This is a genomic window from Aureimonas ureilytica, from assembly GCF_001475935.1.
GTDB classification, from domain to species: domain Bacteria; phylum Pseudomonadota; class Alphaproteobacteria; order Rhizobiales; family Rhizobiaceae; genus Aureimonas; species Aureimonas ureilytica_A.
Genome location: NZ_LDQA01000041.1, coordinates 20474 through 47344 on the forward strand (window position 1 = coordinate 20474; position 26871 = coordinate 47344).

Annotated in this window: 29 protein-coding genes; 12 read left to right on the forward strand and 17 right to left on the reverse strand. The window is 66.7% G+C overall.

What is annotated here, in order from left to right:
* Window positions 1–83: 83 nt before the first annotated feature.
* From NS365_RS16175 to ureC, 6 genes are read right to left on the reverse strand one after another with little or no spacing between them, the layout of a single operon-like run.
* Window positions 84–1421, reverse strand: a complete 1338-nt coding sequence (locus NS365_RS16175; protein ID WP_058601334.1) for an 8-oxoguanine deaminase — start codon at window positions 1419–1421, stop codon at window positions 84–86.
* Window positions 1418–2083, reverse strand: a complete 666-nt coding sequence (ureG, locus tag NS365_RS16180; RefSeq protein WP_058601335.1) for an urease accessory protein UreG — start codon at window positions 2081–2083, stop codon at window positions 1418–1420. The genes NS365_RS16175 and ureG overlap by 4 nt, the downstream gene beginning before the upstream one ends.
* On the reverse strand, window positions 2080–2796 hold the full coding sequence (locus NS365_RS16185) for an urease accessory protein UreF (protein ID WP_244496420.1): 717 nt from the start codon (window positions 2794–2796) through the stop codon (window positions 2080–2082). The genes ureG and NS365_RS16185 overlap by 4 nt, the downstream gene beginning before the upstream one ends.
* A complete protein-coding gene (locus NS365_RS16190) occupies window positions 2771–3265 on the reverse strand; it encodes an urease accessory protein UreE (RefSeq protein WP_058601337.1) in 495 nt (164 codons plus the stop codon). Before NS365_RS16190 ends, NS365_RS16185 begins: the two co-directional genes overlap by 26 nt.
* Window positions 3266–3298: 33 nt before the next feature.
* Entirely contained in the window at window positions 3299–3817 is a 519-nt protein-coding gene (locus tag NS365_RS16195; protein ID WP_244498470.1) for a DUF29 domain-containing protein, read from the reverse strand.
* 16 nt (window positions 3818–3833) lie between these two features.
* Window positions 3834–5546 carry an urease subunit alpha gene (gene ureC / locus NS365_RS16200; RefSeq protein ID WP_058601339.1) on the reverse strand — a complete coding sequence of 571 codons (1713 nt, stop codon included), beginning with the start codon at window positions 5544–5546 and terminating at the stop codon, window positions 3834–3836.
* A gap of 117 nt (window positions 5547–5663) precedes the next feature.
* Between ureC and NS365_RS16205 the strand changes: the two genes are divergently transcribed.
* The 3 genes from NS365_RS16205 to NS365_RS16215 all read left to right on the forward strand — a co-directional run bounded on the left by NS365_RS16205 (window position 5664) and on the right by NS365_RS16215 (window position 7970).
* The gene (locus NS365_RS16205; protein ID WP_058601340.1) at window positions 5664–6116 is read left to right on the forward strand and encodes a hypothetical protein; all 453 of its coding nucleotides are present in this window, start codon (window positions 5664–5666) and stop codon (window positions 6114–6116) included.
* A 174-nt stretch (window positions 6117–6290) separates the two neighbouring features.
* Window positions 6291–6758, forward strand: coding sequence for a hypothetical protein (locus NS365_RS16210; RefSeq protein WP_153003813.1), 468 nt, complete (start codon window positions 6291–6293; stop codon window positions 6756–6758).
* 219 nt (window positions 6759–6977) lie between these two features.
* Window positions 6978–7970: a GGDEF domain-containing protein gene (locus NS365_RS16215; RefSeq protein WP_058601342.1), complete on the forward strand. Its 993-nt coding sequence runs from the start codon at window positions 6978–6980 to the stop codon at window positions 7968–7970.
* A gap of 94 nt (window positions 7971–8064) precedes the next feature.
* Here NS365_RS16215 and NS365_RS16220 read toward each other — a convergent pair whose 3' ends face one another.
* Together NS365_RS16220 and NS365_RS16225 are read right to left on the reverse strand one after the other, a co-directional pair.
* Entirely contained in the window at window positions 8065–8370 is a 306-nt protein-coding gene (locus tag NS365_RS16220; protein ID WP_058601343.1) for an urease subunit beta, read from the reverse strand.
* 1 nt (window position 8371) lies between these two features.
* On the reverse strand, window positions 8372–8941 hold the full coding sequence (locus NS365_RS16225) for a HupE/UreJ family protein (protein ID WP_058601344.1): 570 nt from the start codon (window positions 8939–8941) through the stop codon (window positions 8372–8374).
* A gap of 300 nt (window positions 8942–9241) precedes the next feature.
* Between NS365_RS16225 and NS365_RS16230 the strand changes: the two genes are divergently transcribed.
* Complete coding sequence (locus NS365_RS16230) at window positions 9242–9454, forward strand: hypothetical protein (protein ID WP_058601345.1); 213 nt, start codon at window positions 9242–9244, stop codon at window positions 9452–9454.
* Between the two features lie 78 nt (window positions 9455–9532).
* Here NS365_RS16230 and NS365_RS16235 read toward each other — a convergent pair whose 3' ends face one another.
* The 9 genes from NS365_RS16235 to pncB all read right to left on the reverse strand — a co-directional run bounded on the left by NS365_RS16235 (window position 9533) and on the right by pncB (window position 17242).
* Entirely contained in the window at window positions 9533–9835 is a 303-nt protein-coding gene (locus NS365_RS16235) for an urease subunit gamma (protein WP_019998062.1), read from the reverse strand.
* 65 nt (window positions 9836–9900) lie between these two features.
* A complete protein-coding gene (locus NS365_RS16240; protein WP_058601346.1) occupies window positions 9901–10737 on the reverse strand; it encodes an urease accessory protein UreD in 837 nt (278 codons plus the stop codon).
* 18 nt (window positions 10738–10755) lie between these two features.
* On the reverse strand, window positions 10756–11406 hold the full coding sequence (locus tag NS365_RS16245; protein WP_058601347.1) for an amino acid kinase: 651 nt from the start codon (window positions 11404–11406) through the stop codon (window positions 10756–10758).
* Window positions 11407–11631: 225 nt separating this feature from the next.
* Window positions 11632–12534, reverse strand: a complete 903-nt coding sequence (locus NS365_RS16250) for a dihydroneopterin aldolase (protein ID WP_058601348.1) — start codon at window positions 12532–12534, stop codon at window positions 11632–11634.
* Window positions 12531–13796 (reverse strand): kynureninase, encoded by a 1266-nt coding sequence (kynU, locus tag NS365_RS16255; protein ID WP_430515428.1) that lies wholly within the window; start codon window positions 13794–13796, stop codon window positions 12531–12533. The genes NS365_RS16250 and kynU overlap by 4 nt, the downstream gene beginning before the upstream one ends.
* Window positions 13789–14037, reverse strand: coding sequence for an Lrp/AsnC ligand binding domain-containing protein (locus NS365_RS16260; RefSeq protein WP_058601349.1), 249 nt, complete (start codon window positions 14035–14037; stop codon window positions 13789–13791). Before NS365_RS16260 ends, kynU begins: the two co-directional genes overlap by 8 nt.
* Window positions 14038–14064: 27 nt before the next feature.
* Window positions 14065–14907 carry an alpha/beta hydrolase gene (locus NS365_RS16265; RefSeq protein WP_058601350.1) on the reverse strand — a complete coding sequence of 281 codons (843 nt, stop codon included), beginning with the start codon at window positions 14905–14907 and terminating at the stop codon, window positions 14065–14067.
* Window positions 14908–14975: 68 nt separating this feature from the next.
* Complete coding sequence (locus tag NS365_RS16270) at window positions 14976–15800, reverse strand: ferredoxin--NADP reductase (RefSeq protein ID WP_058601351.1); 825 nt, start codon at window positions 15798–15800, stop codon at window positions 14976–14978.
* A gap of 137 nt (window positions 15801–15937) precedes the next feature.
* The gene (gene pncB, locus NS365_RS16275; protein WP_058601352.1) at window positions 15938–17242 is read right to left on the reverse strand and encodes a nicotinate phosphoribosyltransferase; all 1305 of its coding nucleotides are present in this window, start codon (window positions 17240–17242) and stop codon (window positions 15938–15940) included.
* A gap of 190 nt (window positions 17243–17432) precedes the next feature.
* On the opposite strand from pncB, the gene NS365_RS16280 reads away from it, so the two are divergent.
* The 8 genes from NS365_RS16280 to NS365_RS16315 all read left to right on the forward strand — a co-directional run bounded on the left by NS365_RS16280 (window position 17433) and on the right by NS365_RS16315 (window position 26835).
* Window positions 17433–18848, forward strand: coding sequence for a nucleobase:cation symporter-2 family protein (locus NS365_RS16280; RefSeq protein WP_058601389.1), 1416 nt, complete (start codon window positions 17433–17435; stop codon window positions 18846–18848).
* A gap of 97 nt (window positions 18849–18945) precedes the next feature.
* A complete protein-coding gene (locus NS365_RS16285; protein ID WP_058601353.1) occupies window positions 18946–19950 on the forward strand; it encodes a M23 family metallopeptidase in 1005 nt (334 codons plus the stop codon).
* Between the two features lie 97 nt (window positions 19951–20047).
* Entirely contained in the window at window positions 20048–21778 is a 1731-nt protein-coding gene (gene ggt / locus NS365_RS16290; protein ID WP_058601354.1) for a gamma-glutamyltransferase, read from the forward strand.
* A 136-nt stretch (window positions 21779–21914) separates the two neighbouring features.
* Window positions 21915–23078: a YihY/virulence factor BrkB family protein gene (locus NS365_RS16295; protein WP_058601355.1), complete on the forward strand. Its 1164-nt coding sequence runs from the start codon at window positions 21915–21917 to the stop codon at window positions 23076–23078.
* A 170-nt stretch (window positions 23079–23248) separates the two neighbouring features.
* A complete protein-coding gene (locus NS365_RS16300) occupies window positions 23249–24418 on the forward strand; it encodes a zinc-dependent alcohol dehydrogenase (protein ID WP_058601356.1) in 1170 nt (389 codons plus the stop codon).
* On the forward strand, window positions 24415–25218 hold the full coding sequence (locus NS365_RS16305; RefSeq protein WP_244498471.1) for an SDR family NAD(P)-dependent oxidoreductase: 804 nt from the start codon (window positions 24415–24417) through the stop codon (window positions 25216–25218). The genes NS365_RS16300 and NS365_RS16305 overlap by 4 nt, the downstream gene beginning before the upstream one ends.
* Window positions 25215–25661: a DUF1810 domain-containing protein gene (locus tag NS365_RS16310; protein WP_058601357.1), complete on the forward strand. Its 447-nt coding sequence runs from the start codon at window positions 25215–25217 to the stop codon at window positions 25659–25661. The genes NS365_RS16305 and NS365_RS16310 overlap by 4 nt, the downstream gene beginning before the upstream one ends.
* 97 nt (window positions 25662–25758) lie before the next feature.
* A complete protein-coding gene (locus NS365_RS16315) occupies window positions 25759–26835 on the forward strand; it encodes an ROK family protein (protein WP_058601358.1) in 1077 nt (358 codons plus the stop codon).
* Window positions 26836–26871 lie beyond the last annotated feature (36 nt).

Consider the following 26871-nt stretch of genomic DNA (forward strand, 5'->3'; position numbering starts at 1 on the left):
TAGGCTCGCAGCTGACGAGACCATCCGATTGCGGCGGATGATCCAGCGATTAGACGACCTGCGACATTCTGTCCAATGCCGCGTCAGGCGAAGCGCCGTGCCGCCGCGCCATGCTCGGCCCGGAGCCGCGCGATGTCGATCCCGACCGGCTGCCCGTCGAGAACGCGCCAGCGCCCCGCCACCATGACCCGGTCCGCCCGCGTCGCGCCACACAGGACCAGCGCCGCGATCGGATCATGCGCGCCGGAAAAGCGCAGCTCGTCCAGCGTAAAGAGCGCGAGATCGGCTTGGAGCCCCGGCGCGATGCGGCCGATATCGGCACGCCCGAGGCAGGCGGCCGAGCCCGATGTCGCATAGCGCAAGGCGTCGCGCGCCGTGACCGCCGAGGCCGAGCCGGTGCGCAGCCGGCCGAGCATGAGGGCGTGGCGCACGCCTTCCATCAGATTGGACCCGTCATTGGAGGCCGAGCCGTCGACGCCGAGCCCGACCGGACTGCCCGCCGCTTCCAGTTCGGAGACGGGGCAAAAGCCCGAGGCGAGCGCGGCGTTGGAGGTCGGGCAATGGCAGACGCCGACCTTGTGCGCACCCAGCCGCCGGCATTCCTCCGAGGTGAAATGGATGCCATGCGCCAGCCAAGTGCGCGGCCCCATCCAGCCGACCTCTTCCAGATAGTCCACCGGGCGGCACTGGAAGCGGGCTTCGCAGAAGCGGTTCTCGTCTTCGGTTTCGCCGAGATGCGTGTGAAGCCGGCAGTCGAAGCGCTCGGCCAGCGCGGCGCTTTGCTGCATCAGGCTCTTGGTGACGGAAAAGGGCGAGCAGGGCGCGAGCGCGATCTGCACCATGGCGCCGTCCGAGCGATCATGCAGCCCATTCAACAGGCGCTCGGAATCGGCGAGGATGTTGTCCTCGTCCTGCACCACGCTATCGGGCGGCAGGCCGCCGTCTTTCTGGCTGAGGTTCATCGAGCCGCGCGTCAGCGTCACGCGGATGCCCAGCGCGCGGGCCTCTTCGGCCTCGATATCGATCGCCCGCTCCAGCCCTTTCGGGAAGAGGTAATGGTGATCCGCCGCCGTGGTGCAGCCCGACAGCAAAAGCTCGGTCAGCGCGAGACGGACCGACTGGCGAAAGCTGTCTTCATCCAACCGCGCCCAGATCGGGTAGAGCGCCTGGAGCCAGGGGAAAAGCTCCTTGTCGATCGCGCTCGGATGGGCGCGCGTCAGCGTCTGATAGAAATGATGATGCGTGTTGACGAGGCCGGGCAGGACGACGTGGCGCGAACAGTCGAACACCTCGTCCACCGGGGCGGCGGGCGCGCCGCCCGAGGGCACGAGTTCGGCGACGCGCCCGTCTTCCACCACGATGCCGCCGGCGGCGGCCGGCTCCAGAACGGCGAGCGGGTCTTTCAGGAAAAGCCGGCTCATGCAGCCTCACGCAGTGGCTGGAGGCCGCCGGTGCGGGCGAGGAAGTCCAGAATGGCGGCGAGGCCTTCGCGGCGCGAGAGGTCGGCAAAGACGAAAGGCAGCGCGCCACGCCCCTTGGCAGCGTCCGCCTTCATGCGCTCCAGATCGGCCCCGACATGAGGGGCGAGATCGGTCTTGTTGACGACGAGAAGGTCGGAGCGCGTGATCGCCGGCCCGCCCTTGCGCGGGATATCGTCGCCTTGGCAGACGGAAATCACGTAGATCGAGAGATCGACCAGATCGGGCGAGAAGGTCGCGGCAAGATTGTCGCCGCCCGATTCCACGAGGATGAGGTCGAGGTCGGGGTGGCGCGCGTTCAGCGTCGCGATGGCGCGAAGGTTCAGCGAGGCGTCCTCGCGGATCGCCGTGTGCGGGCAGCCGCCCGTCTCGACGCCGAGAATGCGATCGGCCGACAGCGCCTGCCGGCGCACCAGCGCCTCGGCATCCTCGGTCGTGTAGATGTCGTTCGTGACGACGGCAATCGACCATTGGTCGCGCGCAGCCAGGCAAATCTTTTCGCAGAGCGTCGTCTTGCCGGAGCCGACCGGGCCGCCGATGCCGACGCGAAGCGGGCCGTTCCGGCGGCGGGGGGCGAGGCTCGGGGTCGGGGTTGGATCGCTCATGTCAGGAACAGTCTCGGTTGCAGGGTTTCGTGGCGCAGCGCCGCGATGTCGGAGAGGATCGCGGCCGAGCCGAGATCGTCCAAGGTCGAAATAGCCGCCTTCTGCGTGGCCAGCTCGAACACGGGTTCCAGCCGCCGCATGACGCGCACGCCTTCGCGCTGGCCGAGCGGCACGAGGCGGACGGCGACGCCGACGAGATTGGCGGCGAAGGCATGGGCCAAGGCCAGAAGCGCCGGGCGCAGCGAGACGCCCTCGCGCGCGGCCAGCGCGCCGAGCACCACGGGATAGGCAGTTGCCTCCCCTTCCGGCTCCGCCCCCCAAGGCGCGGCGGCTTCCGCGAAGGCGCGGCCGAGGTCGAGCGTTTCGCGGCGGCGCTCGGCCGAGCCGGCGGAGGCGCGGGCGAGTTCGGTTAAATCGGTCCAGTCGGTGCCCGCATTCGGCCCGCGCAAGCGGTGCGCTCCAGCCAGAAACACGAGATCGTTCCAGCCGCTGCCATGGAGAAGCAGCGTCTCGACCCAGATGAAAAGCGCGTCGCCATCCCGGACCTGTCCGTGCGCGATGGCGGCTTCCAGCCCATGCGAATAGGCGAAGGCGCCGATCGGGAAAGCCGGCGAAGTCCAGGTGAGGAGGCGCGCGAGTGCGGCTAGCCCCTCCGAGCCCTCTCCCGACCCGCCTCGCCCATCGCCCTCAGCCATGGGAGTGGGTATGGTCATGGCCATGTGTATGCCCGTGCGAATGGGGCGCCGCACCCGGCGTCGCATAGGCACCGCCGACCGGATCGAAGGCCGCTTCGACCTCATGGATATGCGCGCCGAGTTCCAGAAGCATGTCGCGGATCACATGATCGCGGCGCACCAGGATGCGCTTGGCCTCGATCTGGCAGGGCAGATGCCGATTTCCGAGCTGCCAGGCAAGCGTCAGGAGATGCACGGCGTCGCGCCCCTCGATCGCGTAAAGCTCCTCGGGCTTCGCCCGCACCACGACATAACGCCCGTCCGACAGGGTGATGGCGTCGCCCTCGCGCAGAAGGCGCGCTTCGGCGAGGTCGAGCAGGAAGGCGATGCCATGGTCGCTGACCATCGCCATGCGGCGGCGATGACGCTGCGCCTCGTCCAGCGTGATGGTGTCGGCGGCCTCCCCGATAAAGGCGCCGCGTTCGATGATGCTATTGGCCTCGATCACGCAGATGAACTCGCTACTTTTGACGGCGAAAGGTCAATCGACCCCAGGGAAAAAGTCCGGATCGAGAATGTCGTCGATCCCGAACGGACAGGAAAGCGGAAAGGTCTCCAAAGCCATGTTCGTCTCTGCGACCGCGTTCAAACGGGCTAGAGCATATTCCTCCTCCAGCACTTCGGCCGGATAGGATCGCAGACTCGGACTTTGGCGCAGACGGCGCGCGATCCGCATCCGCTGTTCGGCGATGGTCGCCCGCCAGCTATTGGAGCGCTTCGAGGGCTGAAACTGCCATTTCAGAAGATGAGCCAGGAGAACGCACAGCCGGTTCTCGATCTCGCTTTGCTGTGACGAGCCCAAATCCTCGATTTCCGCGGCAAGTCTTGTTGCGTCGAGACCGGAGGCATCCGCGCCCCGCTCCCGCAGGAGCTGAGCTTGCTGGCGCGTCCAAAGAAAGAAATCGCGTTCGTAGAGCGTCGGCCGGCCGGCACGCGACCGGCTCGTTCCGCTTGTCTGAAACACCGGCCCCATGTCCTGCTTCTCCTTCGGCTGCGCCATGGCAGGACCCCAAGAGTTAGAACAGGAAGTAGCGCTGCGCCATGGGCAGCACCTTGGCGGGTTCGCAGGTCAGAAGCTCGCCATCGGCGCGCACCTCGTAGGTCTCGGGATCGACCTCGATATGGGGCGTCAGATCGTTGAGGATCATGGAGGCCTTGGTCAGCCCGCCGCGCGTGTTCTCGACGGGCAGGAAGGTCTTCTCGCAGCCGAGCTTCTCGCGCAGCCCGTCCGCCATAGCGGCGCTTGATACGAAGGTGACGCCGGATGCGCCGACCGCCTTGCCATAGGCCCCGAACATCGGGCGATAATGCACCGGCTGCGGCGTCGGGATGGAGGCGTTGGGATCGCCCATGGGGGCTGCGACGATCGTGCCGCCGAGCAGCACCATGGCCGGCTTCACGCCGAAGAAGGCCGTGTCCCAGAGCACGAGATCGGCGCGCTTGCCGACTTCCACCGAGCCGATCTCTCGGCCCATGCCCTGTGCCAGCGCCGGGTTGATCGTGACTTTCGCGATATAGCGGCGCACGCGCAGGTTATCGTTGTCGCCCGTCTCGCCGGACAGGCGGCCGCGCTGCTTCTTCATCTTGTCGGCGGTCTGGAAGGTGCGAATGATCACCTCGCCGACGCGGCCCATGGCCTGGCTGTCCGACGAGATGATCGAGAAGGCGCCGATATCGTGGAGAATGTCCTCGGCCGCGATGGTCTCCTTGCGGATGCGCGATTCCGCGAAGGCGATATCCTCGGGGATGGACGGGTCGAGATGGTGGCACACCATGAGCATGTCCAGATGCTCTTCCAGCGTGTTGATCGTGTAAGGCCGGGTCGGATTGGTGGAGCCCGGCAGGACGTTCGGCAGGCCGCAGACCTTGATGATGTCGGGCGCGTGGCCGCCGCCCGCCCCTTCCGTGTGGAAGGCGTGGATCGTGCGGCCCCGGAAGGCGCCGACCGTTTCCTCCACGAAGCCCGACTCGTTGAGCGTGTCGGTGTGGATCATCACCTGCACGTCGTGCTCGTCGGCCACCGTCAGGCAGCAGTCGATCGCGGCCGGGGTCGTGCCCCAGTCCTCGTGCAGCTTCAACGCCGCCGCGCCGGCCTTGATCATCTCGACCAGCGCACCCGGCTGCGAGGCATTGCCCTTGCCGGCCAGCGCGAAGTTCATGGGGAAGACATCGAGCGACTGGATCATGCGCGCCAGATGCCAGGGGCCCGGCGTGCAGGTGGTCGCGAGCGTGCCGTGCGCCGGCCCCGTGCCGCCGCCGACCATGCAGGTCACGCCCGAGAACAGGGCGTCCTCGATCTGCTGCGGGCAGATGAAATGGATATGGCTGTCGATGGCCCCGGCGGTCAGGATCTTGCCCTCGCCCGCGATCGCTTCCGTGCCCGGGCCGACGATGATGGTGACGCCGGGCTGCGTGTCCGGATTGCCGGCCTTGCCGATGGCGTGGATCCGCCCGCCGCGAAGCCCCACATCGGCCTTGTAGATGCCGGAGTGATCGACGATCAGCGCATTGGTGATGACGGTATCGACTGCGCCTTCGGCCCGGCTCGCCTGGCTTTGGCCCATGCCGTCGCGGATCACCTTGCCGCCGCCGAACTTCACCTCCTCGCCATAGGTGGTGAGATCGCGCTCCACCTCGATGAAAAGGTCCGTATCGGCCAGCCGCACCTTGTCGCCGACGGTCGGCCCGTACATCGCGGCATAGGTGGAGCGACTGATGGATGCGGGCATGGGTCGGGACTCCTGAGGCGTCTTTCGCGTTGCGGCAGATTAAGCGGATCGCGGCGGATTGTCTGCCACCGGCTGCGGGAAACTTGAGCTTTTCGCCAATTTGCGCGTTCTGGAAGCATGACACGTTTTCCACGCCTCGCACTGCTTCTGGTTCTCGCCCTGTACGCCTCGCTTCTGAGCGCTTCAGGAGCTTTCGCGCAGCCTTTCGACCCCGGCCCGCCGGGCACGCCGGTCGGTTCCTCCATGTCGGGCGCGCGAATCGGCGGCGCGCCGAAAACCCGCGCGCCGCTCGCCATCCCGAACGCCCGCGTCTTCGGGGATACGGTGGAGGAACGCGCCTATGGGCGCGACTACGACAATTCCTATCTGACACCGCGCATTCCCCAGCCGGACGCGGACGGCAGCTCTACGCGCCTGCGCGCCGGCGAAGGGCGCCCCGCTCTGGATTCCAGCCGCGCCGGCGATTTCGCGCGCTCGGACGGCTCGGTGATCAACAAGAGCGGGGTGACACGGCCCATCTCGCCGCCGCGCCGCGCGCGCATCGTGCCCAACGGCAAGGCTCCCCGATAGGTCACGAAGGAGCGGAAGCGTTTACCAGACTTGACATTTCTCGAGAGTGCGAGGGCCGCCGCGCTGGAGCGGGAACGCGAAAGCGGCTTTGCTGTTGTTCGACAAAGGATCGGATTGTCCGATTCGCTTTTTTTCGCGCCGGGCTTTGCCCGACCTTTCGAACGAGGCCACGCGATGCGTTCTTTTTCCTGGTCCCTGATCGCCCTTGCGGCCGGTCTGTCCTTCGCCCTTCCCGCCCATGCCCAGAGCATCGGAGGCGGCGGCATTGGCGGAAGCTCCGGAGCGAGTGCCGGCGGCGGCAGCTCGACGCCCAGCCTCGGCGGGGCCACCAACTCGCTTGGCTCGTCGGGCGGCGTCGGCTCCAGCAGCACCTCGACCCAGCAGCGCGCGACCGCCGGCTCGGCCACGATCAACTCCGTCAACGCGGACGCCGCCGCGCGTTCGGGCAATCTCGGCGCGGCCTCCACGATCGGCAATTCGACCGGCTCGGCGCTGGGCGGCGGCACGTTCCAGAGCACGGCCGGAACTGGTCCCGCCGCGCTCTACAACATCCCGATCCCCAAGGTGAACGTCGATCTGCCCTCGATCCGCAGCGCGCTGCGCCAAGGCCCGAACGCCACGCCGGATCGCTACGGCAACTGATCGAAGAACGGGGGCTGGCCACCCGACCGGTCAGCCCCGCCGTGGGCAGCGCCCTCTTCATCTTTCGCCAACCCTCTATCCATGCGCGCACCGAATCCACTCGAACGGGTATACGTTCGATTGTATGATCCCCTTAAAGCGCATCTCGCCTCCGACCGGACGTTGAGCCACGCTCCATGTCGAAACGGGTTCGAGAAAGCGGGACGTAGCAGGGGGATCATGACGAAGGATGCAGCCCCTCCCCTTGCGCCAGCGCCCGGTCTCAGCCCCGACGACATTCTGGCGATTTTCAACTGCGCCCCGACATCCCTTTGGGTTCAGGATCTCAGCCTTCTGAAGGCGCGGCTCGATCAATGGCGCGCGGGCGGCATTCGCGATCTGCGTGCCCTTCTGGCACTGGATGCCGCGCGGGTCGAGGAACTCGTTCCCCTCGTTCGAATCGTGAGCGTCAACGCCGAGACGCTGCGCCTTTATGATGCCGCCGACGAGGCGGACCTCTTCGCCCATATCCGCGTCATCTTCGGCCCGGATCAGATCGCCTCCTTCGTCGAGGTGATCTGCCAGCTTTGGGACGGGGCCTTGCGCGCGAGCTTGGTCACCAGGAATTACACGGTGAAGGGCGCGCGCTTCGACATCAGCTATAACGGGCGTCTTCTTCCCGGCCATGAAACCGGCTGGGGCCGGTATCTGATCTCGGTCGAGGACGTGTCCGACCGCGAGCAGGCGCGGCGGCAGCTGGAGTTCGCCCGCACGCACGATCCGCTGAGCGGTCTCTTCAACCGAACCTTTCTGACCGATGAAATGGAGCGGCTGGAAACATGTGCTGAGCCGGTCGCCATCGCGGTGATCGATCTGAACGGCCTCAAGGACGCGAACGACCATTTCGGCCACAAGGCCGGCGACGATCTCATCCGCAAGATGGGGCGCGTTCTGTCCACCAGCCTGCCGCCTTGCTGCCGCTCGGCGCGCATGGGCGGAGACGAGTTCGTGGTCCTGGTGCAGGGTGCGGGGAAAGGGCAATGGGGCCAGCTTCTGGACGCCCTCACACGCGGCGTCGAAGCGGAGAATGCGAGCGGCGGCGTTGCCCCCTTGAACTTCTCCATCGGCGCGGCCTGGCGGATGCCGGGCGAGACCATGGAAAGTTTGCTGGCCCGTGCGGACCGGCGCATGTACCGCTCCAAACGCGCCTTTTACGACGAGGTCGCCGCCTGACATCTCTGTCCCGGCCGCGCCTGGCGGAGATAGGGCATCATGAAAAAGGCGCCTCGCGGCGCCTTTCCTGTTTCTGGAGCTGAGGTCGTCCGCTTCAGAGCGCGCCTTGCACCCGGCCGTTGAAGCCGAAGACGCGGCGCTCGCCCGAAAGCGGCACGAGGCGCACGTCGCGCGACTGGCCAGGCTCGAAGCGCACGGCCGTTCCGGCCGCGATGTCGAGCCGGTAGCCGCGCGCGGCTTCCCGGTCGAAGCGCAGCGCCGCGTTGGTTTCGGCGAAATGATAGTGCGAGCCGACCTGGATCGGCCGATCGCCCGTATTGGCGACGTGAAGCTCGATCGCCTCGTGCCCTGCATTCAGAACGATGTCGCCATCCGCTACGATGATTTCGCCGGGGATCATATCAGCCCACCATGAGAACGAGGCCACCGAGGGCCGTGGCGCCGCCCAGAAGACGCGGCAGGAGACCCGCGCCACCCAGCGCGCGGCCGAGAAGAAGACCCGCGCCATGCAAGACGGCGGTGGAGAGCGCAAAGCCGATGGCGAAGCTCGCAGCACCCGCGCCGCCCAGTTCGCCGCCATGGGCGTAGCCGTGGAACAGCGCGAAGAGGCCAACCACAACGGCCGACAGCGCCACGGGCAGGCGCACCGCGAGCGCCACCAGGAGCCCCAGCGCCACGACGGAAGCGAGAATGGCGGGTTCGACCATGGGCAGTGAGACGCCGGAGAGCGCCAGCGCGAAGCCCACGAGCATGGTGCCGACAAAGGCCGATGGCACCAGCCATCGAGCGCGGCCGCCGATCAGCGCGGCCCAGAGACCCACCGCCACCATGGCGAGGATGTGATCGGCCCCAAACAAGGGATGGCTGACGCCCGCCATGAACGAGCCGTGCGCGGCCGGGTCCAGATGGGCGAAGGCGGGGGCCGTGGCGGTGCCCAGCGCGGCGGCGGTCAGCAGGATCAGTCTCAACATGTCTTGTCCCTCATTTGGTCGACAGGCGCCCGGTTTTGGTCGCGCCGCATCGCCCTTCGCATGGACGCTCCATCCCCGCAAGAACGCGATGCTTCGGTCTGGAGAACAGCATGAAAGCGCGCCGCGCCAATGTCAAAGGCAGGCGATGCCCTTGCCTCGAAAACGGACGATTGACCATCCGGGGAAGTGTTTCAAATGCGAGGGAGCGCCGTCACCGAAGAGAAATCCTCCCGCGCTAGGATCAGCACAAAGGGAGCGGAAGGACTGAGAGCCGCGCCCGAGACAGGACCTCGAAACCCGATGAAGCGGATCGCAGCCCTTTCCATGATCGTGACGGTTTTGACCGCTGGGCTCGGCTTCGCCTCGCCGGCCGGCGTATCGGAGCCCTTCCGCGTGCGCACCGTGACAATGAATGGTGTCAGCGGTCCGGCCTATTATTCCCGCGCCGCCGGCACGTTCCGCTTCCTGCCCCAAGCGTCGGGCAGCCAGATGGCGGCTTTAAGAGCGCCCTGACCATGAACGCATCAGGAACTGCGGCGCGTCGCCCGATCTGACCCTATCCAGCCAGCGAACGCTGCGCCTTCGAACCGCTTAGCGGATCGGCTCATGCACCGTTACCAGCTTGGTGCCGTCGGGAAAGGTCGCCTCGACCTGCACGTCATGGATCATCTCGGCAATGCCCTCCATGACCTGATCGCGAGTGATGACGTGAGCGCCCGCTTCCATGAGATCGGCCACCGAGCGCCCGTCGCGCGCGCCTTCCACCACGAAATCCGTGATCAGTGCGATGGCCTCGGGATGATTGAGCTTCACGCCTCGCTCCAGACGCTTGCGCGCCACGATGGCGGCCATGGCGATCAGAAGCTTGTCCTTCTCGCGAGGGGTGAGGTTCATCGACGCGATCTCCTATCCATGGTCCCGAGCGCTCTGTTCCAGCCGAATCGGAGGCGAGCGGTTCGTCAGAGCGACCATACGCGGGGAAGGCCGACCTGCGAAAGCAGCGCCAGCGCCGGCACGAGCCGCTTTCGCAGCGCATAATAGCTGGGCGCGACGAGCCGGGCCATGCCGAACCCGTCGATATGACTGGCGCCGCCTTCCGGCCCCAGCACCTCGCGCAAGGCGGGCAGCACGCCCTCCCCGCGCTCGTCCTGCCAGAACACGGTCGCAAAGGCGCGGGCCGCGCCGAGCGAAGCGTTTCGGCCGGTGAGTTCGGCCATGTCACCGCCGAGTTTGAGATCGTCGGCCAGGATGAGTTGCCCGTCGCGGCGCACACGCCAGCGATCCCGCAAAGCGCCCGTCGTCACGCTCTCGCCCATGGCCTCGCGCCCCAGAACGACGCTTTCGCACAGGAGAAGCCGGCTGCTGGAGGCGGCATCCACATCGAGACTGCGGCTGAGCCGGCCGCCGTCGAACAGAATCGTTTCCTGCGGAAGGTAGCTCAGCGCCGCATTCGGCGCGACGGTCAGGCACGTCGAGACACGGGCGTCGGCCCCGGTGGAGCGATAGATGCGCTCGCAGGCCTGTGTCGTCACGCGGAGCGCACCGCCTGGCTCCACCTCGAAACTCTGCCGCAGCGCGTCGCCGCCCGTCAGGCCACCGGCCGTATTGATCAGCACCGCCTCGGCCTGTGCCACACGGGGAAAACGCAGCTTGAGCGCGCCGGCCTGATGCAGATGCCGCAACCGCGTTTCGCCGCGCGGGCCCGTGGGGCCGAACGTCGCGCGTGCCTCACCATGGGCGCGTTGGGCGCGCACAAGCGGCACGTCGCCGGCTTCGCGTGGGAGATCGATCAGCATGGAAAAGGAAGACGAGATTTACTGCGCGGCTTCCGCGAACGCGCCGTGCGGCTGTTCGGACGAGACTTCGCGACCGGGCAGAACGCCCTCGGCGAAGCGGCGGCCAGACATGGCAAGATCGGACGGGCCAGCGACATAGACCCGAGTCGAGCCGTGAAGAAGCGCGACGAAGCAGGCATCCACCACGCCGGCCGCCGAAATCGCTTGGAGGCTGGAGCCGGCGGGAACATCGATCTGCTTGATGAGACAGAGCGGCGAGCCGGGAACCTGCGCGGCCAGCCAGGCAGCGACGCTGTCCGACGTGACGCTCCAGGTGTCGTCGGCGTTGCGGCCTGACAGGATCATGTCGGAGGGCATCCAGACCGGCACGAGGCCACGGGCCTGCGCGGATTCGATGGCTTCCAGCGTGCGGGCCGGCACCAGCTTTTCGCCGAGCGCCACGAGCGCATGGCCGAACTGTTCCATGGCCAGCAGCGTCATGCGGTAGGCCGCTTCCGCGTCATAGCCGATGCGGGTCTGAAATTGGCGCACGGTGTTGGCGAAAGGTCCGCCGCCCGGCACGATGACCAGCGGGCGTCCGGTCTTTTCGATGGACTGGACCCACTTGCGCAGATCGGGCGTGGCAATCGAACTTCCGCCGAACTTCACGATCAGCATGGGCTTCGTCATCGCCTCTCTCCCTCGATTTTCTGAGTGTGGCTCAAAAGAGCCTCATTCATGCGCAGCTTGAACACGTTTTAGCAGTCTTGCAAAGTTTCGTGATTCCCTGTCACATAAAATGCAAATAGCTGCATCCCGTCCAACGCATAGCGGGCATGATGGCTCCGCCTGGCCGAGCGAGCACGGCCACCGATTAGGGCAAGGCCAGATCTTGAGCAGCCCGGCCGCGGAAGGTCAGATCGTGCGTTCGTCGCGATAGCGACGGATCGCGACGCCGACGGCTTCCGGGCCGAGATCGAGCTTTTCCACCTGGATCTCGACCGACAACAATCGGGCATCGCGCAACAGGTCGGCGGCCAAGTCTTCGGCCAGCGCTTCCACCAGATCGGTATGTCCCTGGTCGGCCAGACGGCGGATCGCGTCCGTCACGATGTCGTAGGAATAGACTTCGCTGACCTCGCGCGGAACGCGGCTGGGTCGGCGGATTTCCGCCTCGACGGTGAAGCGGAGCCGCTGCGTGCGGTCGCGCTCGAAGCGATAGGCCCCGACGCGGAAGGGCAGTGTGAAACCGCGTACGAAGATGCGATCCGTCTCCACCGCGCTGCGCTCGGCAGCCGATCCGCGCTCCGGCGCCAAGGTGGCGGGCGGGGCGTCCAACATGCGCCGGCCGAGCGCCAGCGTTTCGGCATCGGCCTCCTCGAACACCAGCGCTTCGGGCCCGAGCACCAGAAGGCGCGGAATGTCGGGAAGCTCCAGGCGGCCGCCGAACCAGCATTCCATGCCCGCCTCGCGGCACGCGCGCTGGAACTCGGCCAGCGTTTCCAGCGAGAAGGCGCGCAAGAGCGCCCGGTCCGGATCAAGCAGAATCACCGAATAGCCGCCGCGCATCACGGCGACGAACTCGTCCGGCGCTTCCAGCCGGGCGACGCGCAAAGGGTCGGCCGGGAGCGTGACGTCGCCGGCCATGGCGAAGTACAGCTCGGGCTGGCCCTCCACCCGCCGCTCGATGATCTGGCCGGGCACCCGGTCCCGCCGCGCCGGCGCCAGCACATAATCCGCGCCCGCTTCGAGCGCGCGGCGCGCTTCCTCGGGCGAGCGGACGGCGATGGCGAGGCGGCAGGGCTTGGAAAGCGTCATGTCACGGTGTTCCGGCGCTGGAAGCGCTCGTCCTCGTAGCGTTTCGAAGCGAGCAGTTCGGCGATGGTTGTCGCTGCGTTAAGCGCGTCGGCGAAGCTGTTGTAAAGAGGCGCGAAGCCAAAGCGCAGAATGTCGGGCGCGCGGAAGTCCCCGACGACGCCTTCTTCGATCAGCGCCTGACACAGGGCATAGGCCGCCGGATGCGTGAAGGACACCTGACTGCCGCGCCGCGCTGGCTCGCGCGGGGTGACGAGTTGCAGCCCGTGCCCGGCACAGAGCGCCTCCACGGCCGCGATGAAGAAGCGTGTCAGAGCCACGGACTTCTCGCGCAACGCGGCCATATCCACGCCGTCGAACGCATCCAGCGCGGCGTCCAGCGCGGAAAGCGCCAGCACCGAGGGCGTGCCGGTCAGGAAGCGCGTGACGCCCGACGCCGGCTGATAGCCCGTTTCGAAAGCGAAGGGCGCGGCATGGCCGAACCAGCCCGACAGCGGCTGGCGGGCGGCTGCCTGATGACATGGCGCGACATAGAGAAAGGCCGGTGCGCCGGGGCCGCCATTCAGATATTTGTAGCCGCAGCCGATCGCGAAATCCGCCCCGTCGCCTGCGAGATCCACCGGCAGAGCCCCGGCCGAATGCGCGAGATCCCACAACGCCAGCGCGCCGCGCTCGTGCGCCAGACGCGACAGGGAGGCCATGTCGTGCAGCGCGCCGGTGCGATAGTTCACCTGCGTCAGCATGAGGACGGCGGTCTCGTCCGTGACAAGGGCCGGAATATCGTCGGCATGATCGGCGAGACGCAGCTCGTGCCCTTGGTTCAGAAGGTTGGCGAGGCCTTCCGCCATATAGAGATCGGTCGGGAAGTTGGAGCGCTCCGACACGATGACGCGCCGGCCCGGACGCAGCGCCAGGGCGCTTGCCAGAACCTTGAAGAGATTGACCGAGGTCGAGTCGCAGGCAACAAGCGCCCCCTCCTCCGCCCCGACGAGGCGGGCGATGCGCGCGCCGACGCGCGCGGGCAGGTCGACCCAGCCGGCCTGGTTCCAAGAGGCGATCAGCCCCGTGCCCCATTCGCGGTCGACGACATCGCGCAACCGGGCTCGCGCGCCATAGGTCAGGCAGCCGAGCGAGTTGCCGTCGAGATAGGTCATGCCTTCCGGCAGATGGAACAGGGCGCGCAAGGGGCGCAGCCTGTCGGCATGGTCGGCGGCCTCGGCGCGCTCGGTCCAGAGATCGGAGAGAGCGGGAATCACATCAGCCACGGCCGAACGCCTTGAACGCGACGGTGGTGAACGTATCCACCACGCCATCCACCGTCTGCAGCTTCTCGGTCACGAAGTGCCCGATGTCGCGCCCGGCTTCCAGATAGAATTTGGCGAGAAGATCGTATTGGCCCGAGGTCGAGTAGATTTCCGAAATCTCCTCGACGCTCTCAACCAGATCGTCGGCCACGGTATAAGCCGTACCGGGCCGACATTTGAACTGAACAAAAATCGCTTGCATCACGGTGTCTCCAGAGCGCTTGAGCTATCAGAGAGAAGCGCCTGAGGTCAAAACTCTCGTGATCTGCGAGCCCGACAGAGCCAAGTCTTCGATCACATCGAAATGGTGCCGATCGGGAATGTCCGCCGCTTCCACCGGGACGCCCAGCCCGGACCATGCGGAGGCCAGAAAATGCGTCTGGCGGCGAAGCTCGGGCAGTTCCGCCGCGCCGACCACGGCATGGATGGGGCAGATATGAAGAGGCTCAAGCAGCGCCGGGCTTTGCGCCAGCGCTTCAGCCGCGTCGATGCGCAGCGTATCGTTCATGCGGGTTCGACGGATCGGCCTGAGATCGTGCAGGCCGCTGATCGGCACGACGCGATCGACCCGCGCCAGGACGGGGCCGGGCAAAGGCGAGCCGGCGGCGACCATGCGCGCCACGAGATGCCCGCCCGCCGAATGGCCGACGAGCCGGATGCCGCCCTCGATGCGGCTTGCCGCCAGGGCGATCGCCTGCGCCACATCGTCCGCGATTTCGGTGAGGCGCGCTTCGGGCGCGAGGCGGTAGCTCGGCATGGCGACGGCAAAGCCCGATTCCACCGCGCCGCGCGCCAGATGCGACCAGACGGATTTGTCGAGCGCCTTCCAGTATCCGCCATGGACGAAGACGACGAGGCCGCGCGCGGAGCCTTCGGGATGGAACAGGTCGAGTTTCTGGCGCTCATGCGCGCCATAGGCGAGGTCGATCTCGCTGCGTCGCCGCCCTTCCATTGCATCGCGGAAGGCGGAGGCTTCGCGCTGCCAGCGGGGCACGAACGTGTCGGAGCGCTGGACGGCGCCCGAATTGTCATAGGCCGCGTCGAAATCGGCGACCGGAATCCAATGGGTCATGCTGCACTCCTCCCCGCATTCGGGAAGGAATAGGGCGCGACACCGGCCGCGTCACGCCCCGCTCTCCATCAATCGACGAAGGAGCGCTCCACGACATAGGTGCCGGGCTTGGAATTGGCGCCTTCTTCGAGGCCGAAGCGCTCGCACAGGGCGGCCGTTTCCTTCAGCATCTCCATGGAGCCGCAGATCATGGCGCGGTCGGTCGCCGGGTCCATCGGCGGCACACCGAGATCGGTGAAGAGCTTGCCGGTTTCCAGCAGCGTGGTGACGCGCTCGCCCTTGTGCTCGCCCTCGCGCGTGGCGGAGCCGTGATAGAGCAGCTTGTCGCCCACGATCTCCGACAGGATTTCGTCGGTCTTGATCGTCTCGACCAGTTCCTGCCCGTAGCGAAGCTCGGCCAGTTCGCGCGTCGTATGCGTCAGGATGACCTGATCGAACTTCTCGTACGTTTCGGGATCGCGGATCACGCCGGCGAAGGGCGCAATGCCCGTGCCCGTCGAGAACAGATACAGCCGGTTGCCCGGCAGGAGCGCGTCGAGCACCAGCGTGCCCGTCGGCTTCTTGCGCATCAGCACCGTGTCGCCCGGCTGGATCTTCTGGAGATGCTCTGTCAGCGGGCCGCCCGGCACCTTGATGGAGAAGAATTCCAGCTCTTCGTCCCAGGAGGGGCTGGCGATCGAATAGGCGCGGAAGACCGGCTTCTCGGCATTGGGCAGGCCGATCATCGCGAACTCGCCGGTGCGGAAGCGGAAGCTCGCGGGCCGGGTCATGCGGAACTTGAAGAGCCGGTCGGTATAGTGCTTCACCTCGGTCACGGTCTCGGCGAAGACATTGGCCGGGATCGGGAAGGCGGCGGTTTCAGACGCGAGCGGAGTCTGGACGGGGGCGTTCATCGGGGGCCCTTCGGCAGCAAGCAAAACGGGGCGCGGCTGACCTCAAGCCAAACCGGCATCGCGGCGCGAAACCGCGCCGCAAACGAAATTCCCCTTCTCCTGACCCATCCTGCCCGCAAAAAAAAGGGCGTTTATTCTCAAACCAGCACGTCGCGCGAAATTTCCGCCTTCGTGCCGAAGATGCGGCGATAGCGCTCGATGGATTCGGGCGTGCCCGTGGCCTTGGCCGGATTGTCCGAAAGCTTCACCGCCGGACGCCCGTCCGCGTCCATGACCTTACAGACCAGCGAGATCGGATGGAGGCCTGGCGTGTCCTCCGGCGCGACGCCGCGAAAGTCGTTGGTGAGATTGGTGCCCCAGCCGAAGCTCATGCGCACCCGCCCGTCGAAATGACGATAGGTTTCCTCGATGGAATCGACATCCATGCCGTCCGAAAAGACGAGCAGCTTGTCGCGCGGATCGACGCCCTTGGAGCGCCACCACGCCATGATCGCTTCGCCGCCTTCGATCGGCGGGGCCGAGTCGGGGCGGAAACCCGTCCAGTTCGCCACCCAGCCGGGCGCGCGCTCCAGAAACGAGGCCGTGCCGAACGTGTCGGGCAGCACCACCAAGAGATTGCCGCCATACCAGCTCTGCCACGCCTTCAGCACCTCGTAGGGCGCATCGCGAAGCTCGGCGTCGGAGCGGGCCATGGCGGCATAGACCATGGGCAGCTCGTGCGCGTTAGTGCCGATGGCTTCGAGATCGGTCTCCATGGCGAGCAAGACGTTGGACGAGCCGATGAACCGATCGCCGAGCTTTTCCTTCAGCGCTTCGACGCACCAGCGCTGCCACAGGAAGGAATGGCGGCGGCGCGTTCCGAAATCCGACATGCGGATGGCCGGCAGCTTGTCCAGCCGCTCGACCTTCTCCCACATCTTGGCCTTGGCGCGGGCATAGAGAACATCCAGCTCGAAACGGCCGTAATCCTTCATCGCGGCGCGCGAGCGAAGCTCGTTGATGATGGCGAGCGCCGGGATTTCCCACATCATCGTGTGGGTCCAAGGGCCGTGGAACATCAGCTCGTACTGCCCGTCCCGCTTGGCGAGCTCGTAGGGCGGGAGCTGGAAATCGCGAAGCCATTCCAGGAAGGCCGGCAGGAAGATCTGCCGCTCGCCATAGAAGGAGTTACCCGCCAGCCAGATCATCTCACGCTTGGAAAAGCGTACGGAGCGGGCATAGTCGAGCTGGGCGCGCAGCTCCGCCTCGTCGATCTCGTCGGCAATGCGCACGGTCTTGGTGCGGTTGATGAGGCGGAAGGTGACCTGCGTGTTGGGGTGCAGGCCCCAGACCATCTGCAGCATCAGAAGCTTGTAGAAATCCGTGTCGAGCAGCGAGCGCACGATTGGGTCGAGCTTGAACGTGTGGTTCCACACCCGCGTTGCAATATCCGTGGCGACCATGACCGCCCTTTCCGATGACGCTCGTTTCGGCTTCGATGCTTAGCCGATCGAAACGAGCGATGACAGCCCGACCCTGCGGCAGGCTTATCTATGCTGCATTGCCCACTTCATACTCATGATCAAATAACTTGCACAATCCTGGCGAAAGTCGTGATCTAGTCCGGCCGTGAACCGCATGGAGCGCCCTCGCATGGCTCGAACCCCGCCGCCCTCCTCCCCTCATCCCGTCGATGAGCGCCTGCCCGCCGGGCGGCTCGCGCCGCTGGCCGTGCAGCATGTTCTCGTCATGTATGCCGGCGCGGTGGCCGTGCCGCTGATCGTCGGGCGCGCCTTGCAACTGCCGCCCGAGGATGTCGCCTTTCTGATCTCGGCCGATCTCTTCGCTTGCGGCATTGCCACGATGATCCAGAGCCTCGGGCTTTGGGGCACGGGCATTCGCCTGCCGGTGATGATGGGGGTGACCTTCGCCTCGGTCGGCCCGATGCTCGCCATGGGCGCGCTGCCGGAGGTCGGGCTGCTCGGCATCTACGGCTCCGTCATCGCGGCGGGCCTGTTCGGCATTCTCGTCGCGCCCGTGGTCGGGCGCGTGTTGCCGCTGTTTCCCCCTGTCGTCACCGGCTCGATCATTCTCGTGATCGGCATTTCGCTGATGCGCGTCGGCATCAACTGGGCGGGCGGGGGCCTGCCGACACTGCCGAAGATGCTGGAAACGGGCGAGCGCGTGCAGGTGGCCAATCCCGCCTATGGCGCGCCGGAAGGCCTGTTGATGGCGGCTTTCGTGCTCCTCGTGATTCTGGCGATCCTGCGCTGGGGGCGCGGCTTCATCGCCAATGTCGCGGTTCTCGCCGGCATCGTGGCGGGCGCGGCGGTGGCAACGATGCTGGGCGCGATGCATTTCGACAAGGTGGCGGCGGCCCCCTGGTTCGGCCTCGTCCTGCCTTTTCATTTCGGCTGGCCGCAATTTCATCTCGTGCCGATCCTGACCATGTGCCTCGTCATGATCGTGGTGATGATCGAGTCGCTCGGCATGTTTCTGGCGCTCGGCGAGATGACCGAGCGGACGCTCGACCGCAAGGCGATCACACGCGGCCTGCGCGCCGACGGCGTCGGCACGCTGATCGGCGGCATCTTCAACACCTTCCCCTATACGTCCTTCTCGCAGAATGTGGGTCTCGTCGGCGTCACGGGCGTCAAGTCGCGCTTCGTCACGGCGGCAGGCGGCGTCATCCTGCTTGGTCTTGGCCTCAGCCCGAAAATGGCGGCGTTGGTGGAGGCCGTGCCGGTCACGGTGCTCGGCGGGGCGGGGCTCGTGATGTTCGGCATGGTGGCCGCGACGGGCGTTCGCATTCTCTCCGCCGTGGACTTCCGCGCCAACCGGAGCAATCTCTTCATCGTCGCCCTGTCGATCGGTTTCGGCATGATCCCGCTGGTCGCGCCCGGTTTCTTCCACCACATGCCCCGCGCCCTCCAGCCGCTTCTGGAATCGGGCATCCTGCTCGCCGCCATCGCCTCGGTCCTCCTCAACCTCTTCTTCAACCGGCTGGACGGGGCGGATGTGGCGCGCACCCGGTCCGCCGGCGTGGCCGGGGCGTCCGAGCACGTCTGAGCCGGCAATGGATCGAAGACACGGGCGGGTGCGCCTCGACGGGTGCGCCTGCGCCATGCGACAAGCCGGGCGAACTCCTAGGCAAGGATCGCCCGCCATGTCGCTTCGCCGCCTCGCGTTTGCCGGCCTTCTCACCGGGCTGAACCTTTCCGCTCCGCCGGCCGAGGCCGACGAGACGAGGCGACTGCAACTGCCGGTCGCCTGCGCCGTCGGGCAGGACTGTTTCGCCCAGCAATTGCCGGACATGGACCCCGGCCCCGGCGCCACCGATCCGTTCTGCGGCACGGCGGCCTATGACGGGCATGACGGGATCGACATTCGCGTCCTGTCCATGCGCGATATCGAGCGCGGCGTGCCGGTCGTGGCCGCTCTCGGCGGCACGGTGCGGGGCGGGCGCGACGGGATGCCGGATCGGCTCGCCAACACGAAGGAATTGCGGGACGCCGTCCAATCCGTCGAATGCGGCAATGGCGTCGTGATCGACCACGGCCAAGGCTTGGAAACGCAATATTGCCATATGCGGCGGGGCTCCGTGCGCGTGAAGCCGGGCCAGCGCGTCGAGGCCGGCCAAACACTCGGCGAGATCGGCTCGTCGGGGCTCGCCGAGTTTCCGCATGTCCACCTGTCGGTGCGCCGCAACGGCGCCAAGATCGATCCCATCTCCGGCCGCGCCGTCGGCGGCGGCTGCCTCGCTGACGATACGGAACGCGCCACGCTCTTTACCCCGGAGGCGGCGGAGCTTCTTGCGCGGCCGACGACGCAGCTTCTCGCCATGGGGCTGGCCGGCGAGGTGTTGGATTATGAGACGCTCGCCAGTGACGGCCCGCCACCGACGGCGGGCGCGAATGCGACGATGACGGTCGGCTGGGGCTGGTTCGCCAATCTCCATGGCGGAGACCGCGTGCGTTTCCAGATGACCGATCCCGCCGGGACCAAGGTTCTGGACACGCTGACGGAACCGCTGGACCGCAACAAGGCCGTTTATTCCGGCCTTGCGGGCCTGCGCCGCCCGCCCACGCCGGGCACCTGGGTTCTGGATGTCGCGGTGGAGCGCGACGGGGCCGCGCTTCTGCATCGAACCCAGCGCATCGAAATCCGCTGACGGGCCCCGGCTTCGCGCGTGACAAGCGCGCGGGGCTGACGCAGTCTGTCCGCCGACGCCGCCCGGTCTCGCGCGGCTTTCGGTCAGGAGACGCGCCATGTTTCGTCGGACCCGCCTTTCCCTGCTTCTTTGCCTGACGGTTCTGCCGGTCTTTCCGGCGGGAGCCGCCTCCCCCGCCCCGGTCGCCGCCGAGCATGGCATGGTCGTCACCGCCCAGCGCCTCGCGTCCGAGATCGGCGTCGAGGTGTTGCGCTCGGGCGGCAATGCGGTGGATGCGGCGGTGGCGGTCGGCTATGCGCTCGCCGTGGTCTATCCGACCGCCGGCAATCTCGGCGGCGGCGGTTTCATGACGCTGCGCCTGAAGGACGGCACCGCGCGCTTCATCGACTTTCGCGAACGCGCGCCGGGCAAGGCCACCAAGGACATGTATCTGGATGCCAAGGGCGATCCGGTTCCCGGCCTTTCGACCGATGGCTATCTCGCGGTCGGCGTGCCCAGCTCGGTCGCCGGCTTCGAACATGCGCGCGAGCATTTCGGCACCAAGGACCGCGCGGCGCTGCTTGCCCCCGCGATCCGCCTCGCGCGCGACGGCTTCGAGCTGTCGCCCGGCGATGTCGCGAGCTTCGCGGAGGGAAATGCCGATCTTGCCAAGGACCCGGCGGCGGCGGCGATCTTCCTGAAGAACGGCACGGAGCCTTATGGCGCGGGCGAGAAGCTGGTGCAGAGCGACCTCGCCGGCACGCTGGAGGCCATCGCCCAACGCGGACCGGACGGGTTCTACAAGGGTGCGGCGGCCGAGGCCATCGCGCAGGCCAGCGCAGCGCATGGCGGTATTCTGGAGCGGAGCGATTTCGAGGCTTACAAGGTTCGTGAACTCGATCCTGTCCGCTGCGACTATCGCGGCTATGAGATCATTTCCTCGCCGCCGCCCAGCTCCGGCGGCGTGGTGATCTGCGAAATCCTCAATATTCTGGAAGCCTATCCGCTGAGCTATACCGGCTATGGCTCGGCCGAGACGGTGCATCTGATGGCGGAGGCCATGCGGCAGGCCTTCGTGGACCGCAATTCGGCGCTGGGCGACCCGGACTTCGTGAAGAACCCGACCGAGACGCTGCTCTCGCAAGCCTATGCCGACAAGGTTCGCGCCCGCATCGACCCCAACCGTGCCGGTGTCTCGGCCTCGATGAAGCCGGTCGGAGCGGAAAGCCACGAGACGACGCATTATTCCATCATCGACAAGGACGGAAACGCCGTCGCCGTGACCTACACGCTCAACGGCGCCTTTGGCGCGCGCGTGGTCGCGCCCGGCACGGGCGTTCTCCTGAACAACGAGATGGACGATTTCACGCAGAAACCGGGCGTGCCCAATCTCTATGGGCTGGTGCAGGGCGAGGCCAATGCCATCGCGCCCGGCAAGACGCCGCTGTCTTCCATGAGCCCGACGATCATCACGCAGAAGGGCGAGCCCGTCATGGTGATCGGCTCGCCCGGTGGCTCGCGCATCATCACCATCGTCGCGGAAGCCATCATGAACGTGGTGGATCACGGCATGGATATTCAGGAAGCGGTGGACGCGCCGCGCATCCACCATCAATGGCAGCCCGACCGAATCACGATGGAACCCCGCGCCCTCTCGCCCGACACGATCCGGCTTCTCGCCGCCAAGGGCCATGTGGTGCGTGAAGACCCGAACTGGCCGGTCTGGGGCGAGGCGGCGGGCATCCTCGTGGGAGGCCCGAGTCTCGCCAAGCGCGATCCGCAAAGCCCCAACCGCTTCTTCGGCGCCATGGACGCGCGGGCCGGCGCGGGGGCAGCCATCGGCTACTGACGCCCCCGCGAGCCGCCATCCTTTTGCCACGACTTCGCCCCCTGAGGATCGCAAAGCCGCTTCGCCGCGTTTGCCCTTCTGAGGGCGGCGAAGCTGCGCCGGCCTCGCGGAAGAGCAGCGAGGGGCGCGAAGGGCGATGAGCGGAGACACGCAGCGGAAACATTCGGCGACGGGGGACATCATCCTCGGCCTCGCCTCGGCGGGCGCGCTGACCGTCCTGGGCTTCATCGCCGGCAAGTCGGGTGGGGCGCGCGAGCGCGGCTGGCCCGGCGAGGCGGGCGGCAAGGACGCCTCCGCCGCCTGGTCCGACGATCCGGCCTCGGGCCAGAGCGGGAAAACGTCGGTGGCCATGGGCGACAGCGCGCACGGGCGCGCGGCGCGGAAGCCGACGGCCATTCCGGCCAAGGGCTGGAAGGACGTTCTGTGGCGCACCTATGAGGAATTCTCGAACGACCGGCTGATGCTGGTCGCCGCCGGCGTCACCTTCTACGTGCTCCTGGCGCTGTTTCCCGCCATCACCGCCTTCATCTCGATCTATGGTCTGTTCAGCGATCCGGCCAGCGTGCGCGATCAGTTGCAGGGCCTTCAAGGCGTTCTGCCCGGCGGCGCGCTCCAGATCATCGGCGAGCAGTTGCAGCGCATCACCTCGCAGGAAAGCGCCAAGCTGGGCTTTGGCATGATCTTCGGCCTCGGCGTCGCGCTCTGGAGCGCCAATGCCGGGATGAAGACGCTCTTCGACGCCATGAACATCGTCTACGAGGAAGAGGAAAAGCGCGGCTTCATCAAGCTGACCCTCATCACGCTCGGCTTCACGCTCGGCACGATCGTCGCGCTTATCGTCGCGCTGACGGGCGTCGTCGTCCTGCCGATCGTCCTGGAGTTTCTGCATCTCGGCAGTCTGGAAACCGTGCTTCTGGTTCTGCGCTGGCCGATCCTGCTCGTGCTCGTCGCGCTCGGGCTTTCGATCATCTACCGCGTCGGCCCCAGCCGCTCGGCCGCGCGCTGGCGCTGGATTGCGCCGGGCAGCCTGTTCGCCGCCGCGCTCTGGGTCGTGTTCTCCCTGCTCTTCTCCTGGTACGCCCAGAATTTCGGCTCCTATGACGAGACCTATGGCTCGCTCGGCGCGGCCATCGGCTTCATGACCTGGATCTGGATTTCCACCATCGTGGTGCTGATCGGGGCCGAGCTGAACGCCGAGATGGAGCATCAGACGGCGATCGATTCCACCACCCACGCCGCCCGCCCCATGGGCCAGCGCGGCGCGACCATGGCCGACACGCTGGGCGAGACGAAGGGCTGATACTGCCTTCGGTGTCGTTCGCCACCCAAACGAACTCTCAGGAACTGGACTTCGAAACCTCCGGTTAAGCTTGAAGAGAGCGCAACGGCGGCCCGGCTTCGCTTCGATCCCCCGAAGGAGCCGGGCCACATCGCCAAGCGCCCTCCCCCGCAGCCTGAGAGGAGATTTCCATGAAAGCGCTGACCTGGCACGGAAAGAGCGACATCCGCTGCGAAAGCGTGCCCGATCCCCGGATCGAGGACGCGCAGGACGTCATCATCAAGGTGACGTCCTGCGCCATCTGCGGCTCCGATCTGCATATCTATGACGGCGTGATCCCCGACATGCATTCGGGCGATATCGTCGGCCACGAGACGATGGGCGAGGTCGTCGAGGTCGGCTCGGGCACCAAAAACCTCAAGGTCGGCGACCGGGTGGTCGTGCCCTTCACCATTTCCTGCGGCGAGTGCTTCTTCTGCAAGCGCGGCTTCTTCTCGGCTTGCGAGCGCTCCAACCCAGACAAGGCCAAGGCCGAAAAGCTCTGGGGCCATTCGCCCGCCGGCCTGTTCGGCTATTCGCATCTCTTGGGCGGCTATCCCGGCGGGCAGGCGGAATACCTACGCGTGCCCTATGCCGATGTCGGGCCGATCAAGGTGCCGGACGGACTCACCGACGAGCAGGTTCTCTTCCTCTCCGACATTTTCCCGACCGGCTACATGGCGGCCGATTTCTGCGACATCCAGCCGGGCGACACGATCGCCGTCTGGGGTTGCGGCCCGGTCGGCCAGATGGCGATCAAGAGCGCGTTCCTGCTCGGCGCCGAGCGCGTCATCGCGATCGACACGGTGCCCGAGCGTCTGGCGATGGCCCAGGCCAGCGGCGCGATCACGCTGAACTTCATGGACGAGGATATCTACGACCGCATCCAGGACCTCACCAACGGGCGCGGCGCGGATGCGTCGATCGATGCGGTGGGGTCCGAAGCGCATGGCATGGCCTCGTTCGACTCGTTGATCGACCGGGTGAAACAGGCGACCTTCATGGGCACCGACCGGCCGCATGTTCTGCGTCAGGCCATTCACTGCACCCGCAATTTCGGCACGGTTTCGATCGTCGGCGTCTATGGCGGTTTCGTGGACAAGATCCCGATGGGCTCGGCCATCAATCGCGGCCTGACCTTCCGCATGGCGCAGACGCCCGTGCAGCGCTACCTGCCGCTTTTGATGGAGCGCATCGTGAAGGGCGAGATCGATCCGTCCTTCGTGATCACCCATACGGGCACGCTGGAGGACGGGCCGGATCTCTACAAGACATTCCGCGACAAGCAGGATTCCTGCATCAAGGTGGTGCTGAAGCCATGAGCGAGACCATGGATTCGCAGAGCCGTCCGCTCGCCGTTGTCACCGGCGCATCCAGCGGCATCGGGCTGGAACTGGCGCGCCTTTGCGCGGCCGACGGGTTCGATCTCGTCATCGCCGCCGACGAGGTCGAGATCGAGACGGTGGCCACCGAGCTGCGGCGCTCAGGCGTCGCGGTCAAGGCCGTGACCGCCGATCTCTCCAGCCTGGAAGGCGTCGGGCAGCTCGTCGCCGCGATTGGAGAGCGCCCGGTGCATTCTCTCTTCGCCAATGCGGGCCAGGCGCTCGGCAAGGGCTTTCTGGATCAGAACCTCGACCGCGCGCTGGAGATGGTGAACACCAACATCACCGGCACGCTGGCGCTCATCCATCACGTCGGCAACACCATGCGGGCGCGGGGCGAAGGGCATATCCTGATCACGGGCTCCATTGCCGGCTTCATGCCGGGGGCCTTCATGGCGGTCTACAACGGCACGAAAGCCTTCCTGAACAGCTTCTCCTTCGCGCTGCGCAACGAGCTGAAGGGCACGGGCGTCACCGTATCCTGTCTCATGCCGGGGCCGACCGACACGGAGATCTTCGCGCGCGGCGACATGCTGGACACGAGCATGGCGCGGGATGTGCCGAAGGAAGACCCCGCCAAGGTCGCGCGCACCGGCTACGAGGCGCTGAAGAAGGGCGAGGGGGACGTGGTGAGCGGCTGGTCGAACAAGATTCAGGCCGCGCTCGCCAATGTCACGCCTGCCGCGATGCTGGCGGAGATGAACCGCAAGCTGGCCGAACCGGGCTCGGCCAAGACATGAGCGGCGCGAGCCCTGAAGCCGATCCGTTCGATCTCGGTCGGTTTCTCTCGGCGCAGGAGACGACCCAGGCCCGAGCCCTCGCCGAACTCCGACGCGGGCGCAAGGAAAGCCATTGGATGTGGTTCGTCTTTCCGCAACTCGCGGGGCTGGGGCGCAGCGAAACGGCGCGCCATTACGCGATCCGCTCGCTGGCCGAAGCGCGCGCCTATCTCGCCCATCCTGTGCTCGGTCCCCGACTGCGCGAGGCCGTGGCGGCCGCCATGGCGTCGGGCGTCGCCTCGCCCCGCGCCCTGTTCGGCTCGCCCGACGACATGAAGCTGCGCTCCTCGCTGACGCTGTTTCGCGAGGCGGCCGAGGGCAATGAGGCGCAAGCCTTCGAGGAGGCGCTGGCGCGCTTCTTCGGCGGCGAAGCGGACGAGGAAACGCTGAAGCGGCTGGGCTGACGGCCGCTTCACGTTGCCGCGAGAGAGGGCCGAGCCGGCGAACCCCGGCGCACCTTCGCCATTGTGACCTCGTGGCGCAAGGATGAGGGACGAGACGATGGCCGACAGCTTGGACGTTCCTCTCCCGTCGGACGACATCCCTCACGGCGCGGCCGACCTCCCCTCCTTGCGCGTCGAAAGCTACAGTCTCGACCTGCGAGAGGAGGACGGCTTCGTCGGCGACAAGGCCAGCGAGACCGCCTTTCGCGAGCTTCTGGACGAATGGCGCGAGCGCCTATCCGGCCGGGGCGTCAAGCCCTTCGGCGAGGAGCCGACCGAGGAGCTGGAGCGCGACGAGTTGGACGAAGCCTTGCGCGGTCCCGCGCGGCATCCGGGTGAGGCAGCCGAGGCCGAGACGCTGGAGCGTGCCCTCGCCGAGTTCTCCCGCGACCTGACCGATGTGCTCATTCGCTTCCTGCAGACGCCCTCATGGCGCGGCACGCAGCGCATCGTCTGCGGCGGCGGGCTGCAATCGGCTGAGATCGGGCAGGAGGTCTTGCGGCGCGCCCAGGCCCATCTCCGCGAGGCGGATTGGAATATCGCCCTCACCCCGCTCAGCCACGAGCCCGACGATGGCGGCATGATCGGCTGGGCCTATGCCGCGCCGTCCGAGCTTCTGGCGCAGGGCAACGGGTTTCTGGCCGTCGATATCGGTGGCACGAATCTTCGCTGCGGCCTCGTGTCGTTGCCGAGCGGCGTTGGCGCGCCGGACGTCGTCGCCCGCGAAAAATGGTGCCATGCCGACGAGGCGCCGAGCCGGGACGAGATGGTGGAGCACATCGCCGTCCTGCTGCGCGACATGGCCGAAGAGGCAGAGCGGCACGGGCTTGCCCTCTCGCCCGTGATCGGCCTGGCCTGCCCCGGCCTGATCCGCCCGGACGGCGCGATCACAAGCGGCGTGCAGAACCTGCCGGGGGACTGGAGCGAGGATGGGTTCTTTCTTCCTGAGCGCATCCGGCGCGCCGTGCCCCTGCTCGCCGGTCGGCCGAGCGTGGTGCTCCTTCACAATGACGCTGTCATCCAGGGCCTCAGCGAAGAGCCCTCGATGCGGGATGTCTCGCGCTGGGCGGCGGTGACGATCGGCACCGGGCTCGGCAATGTCGCCTTCCGAAACCACGCTGCATTCGAGCGGTGAATCCCGCCGTTACGATTAAGGAAGTGATTACGTCTG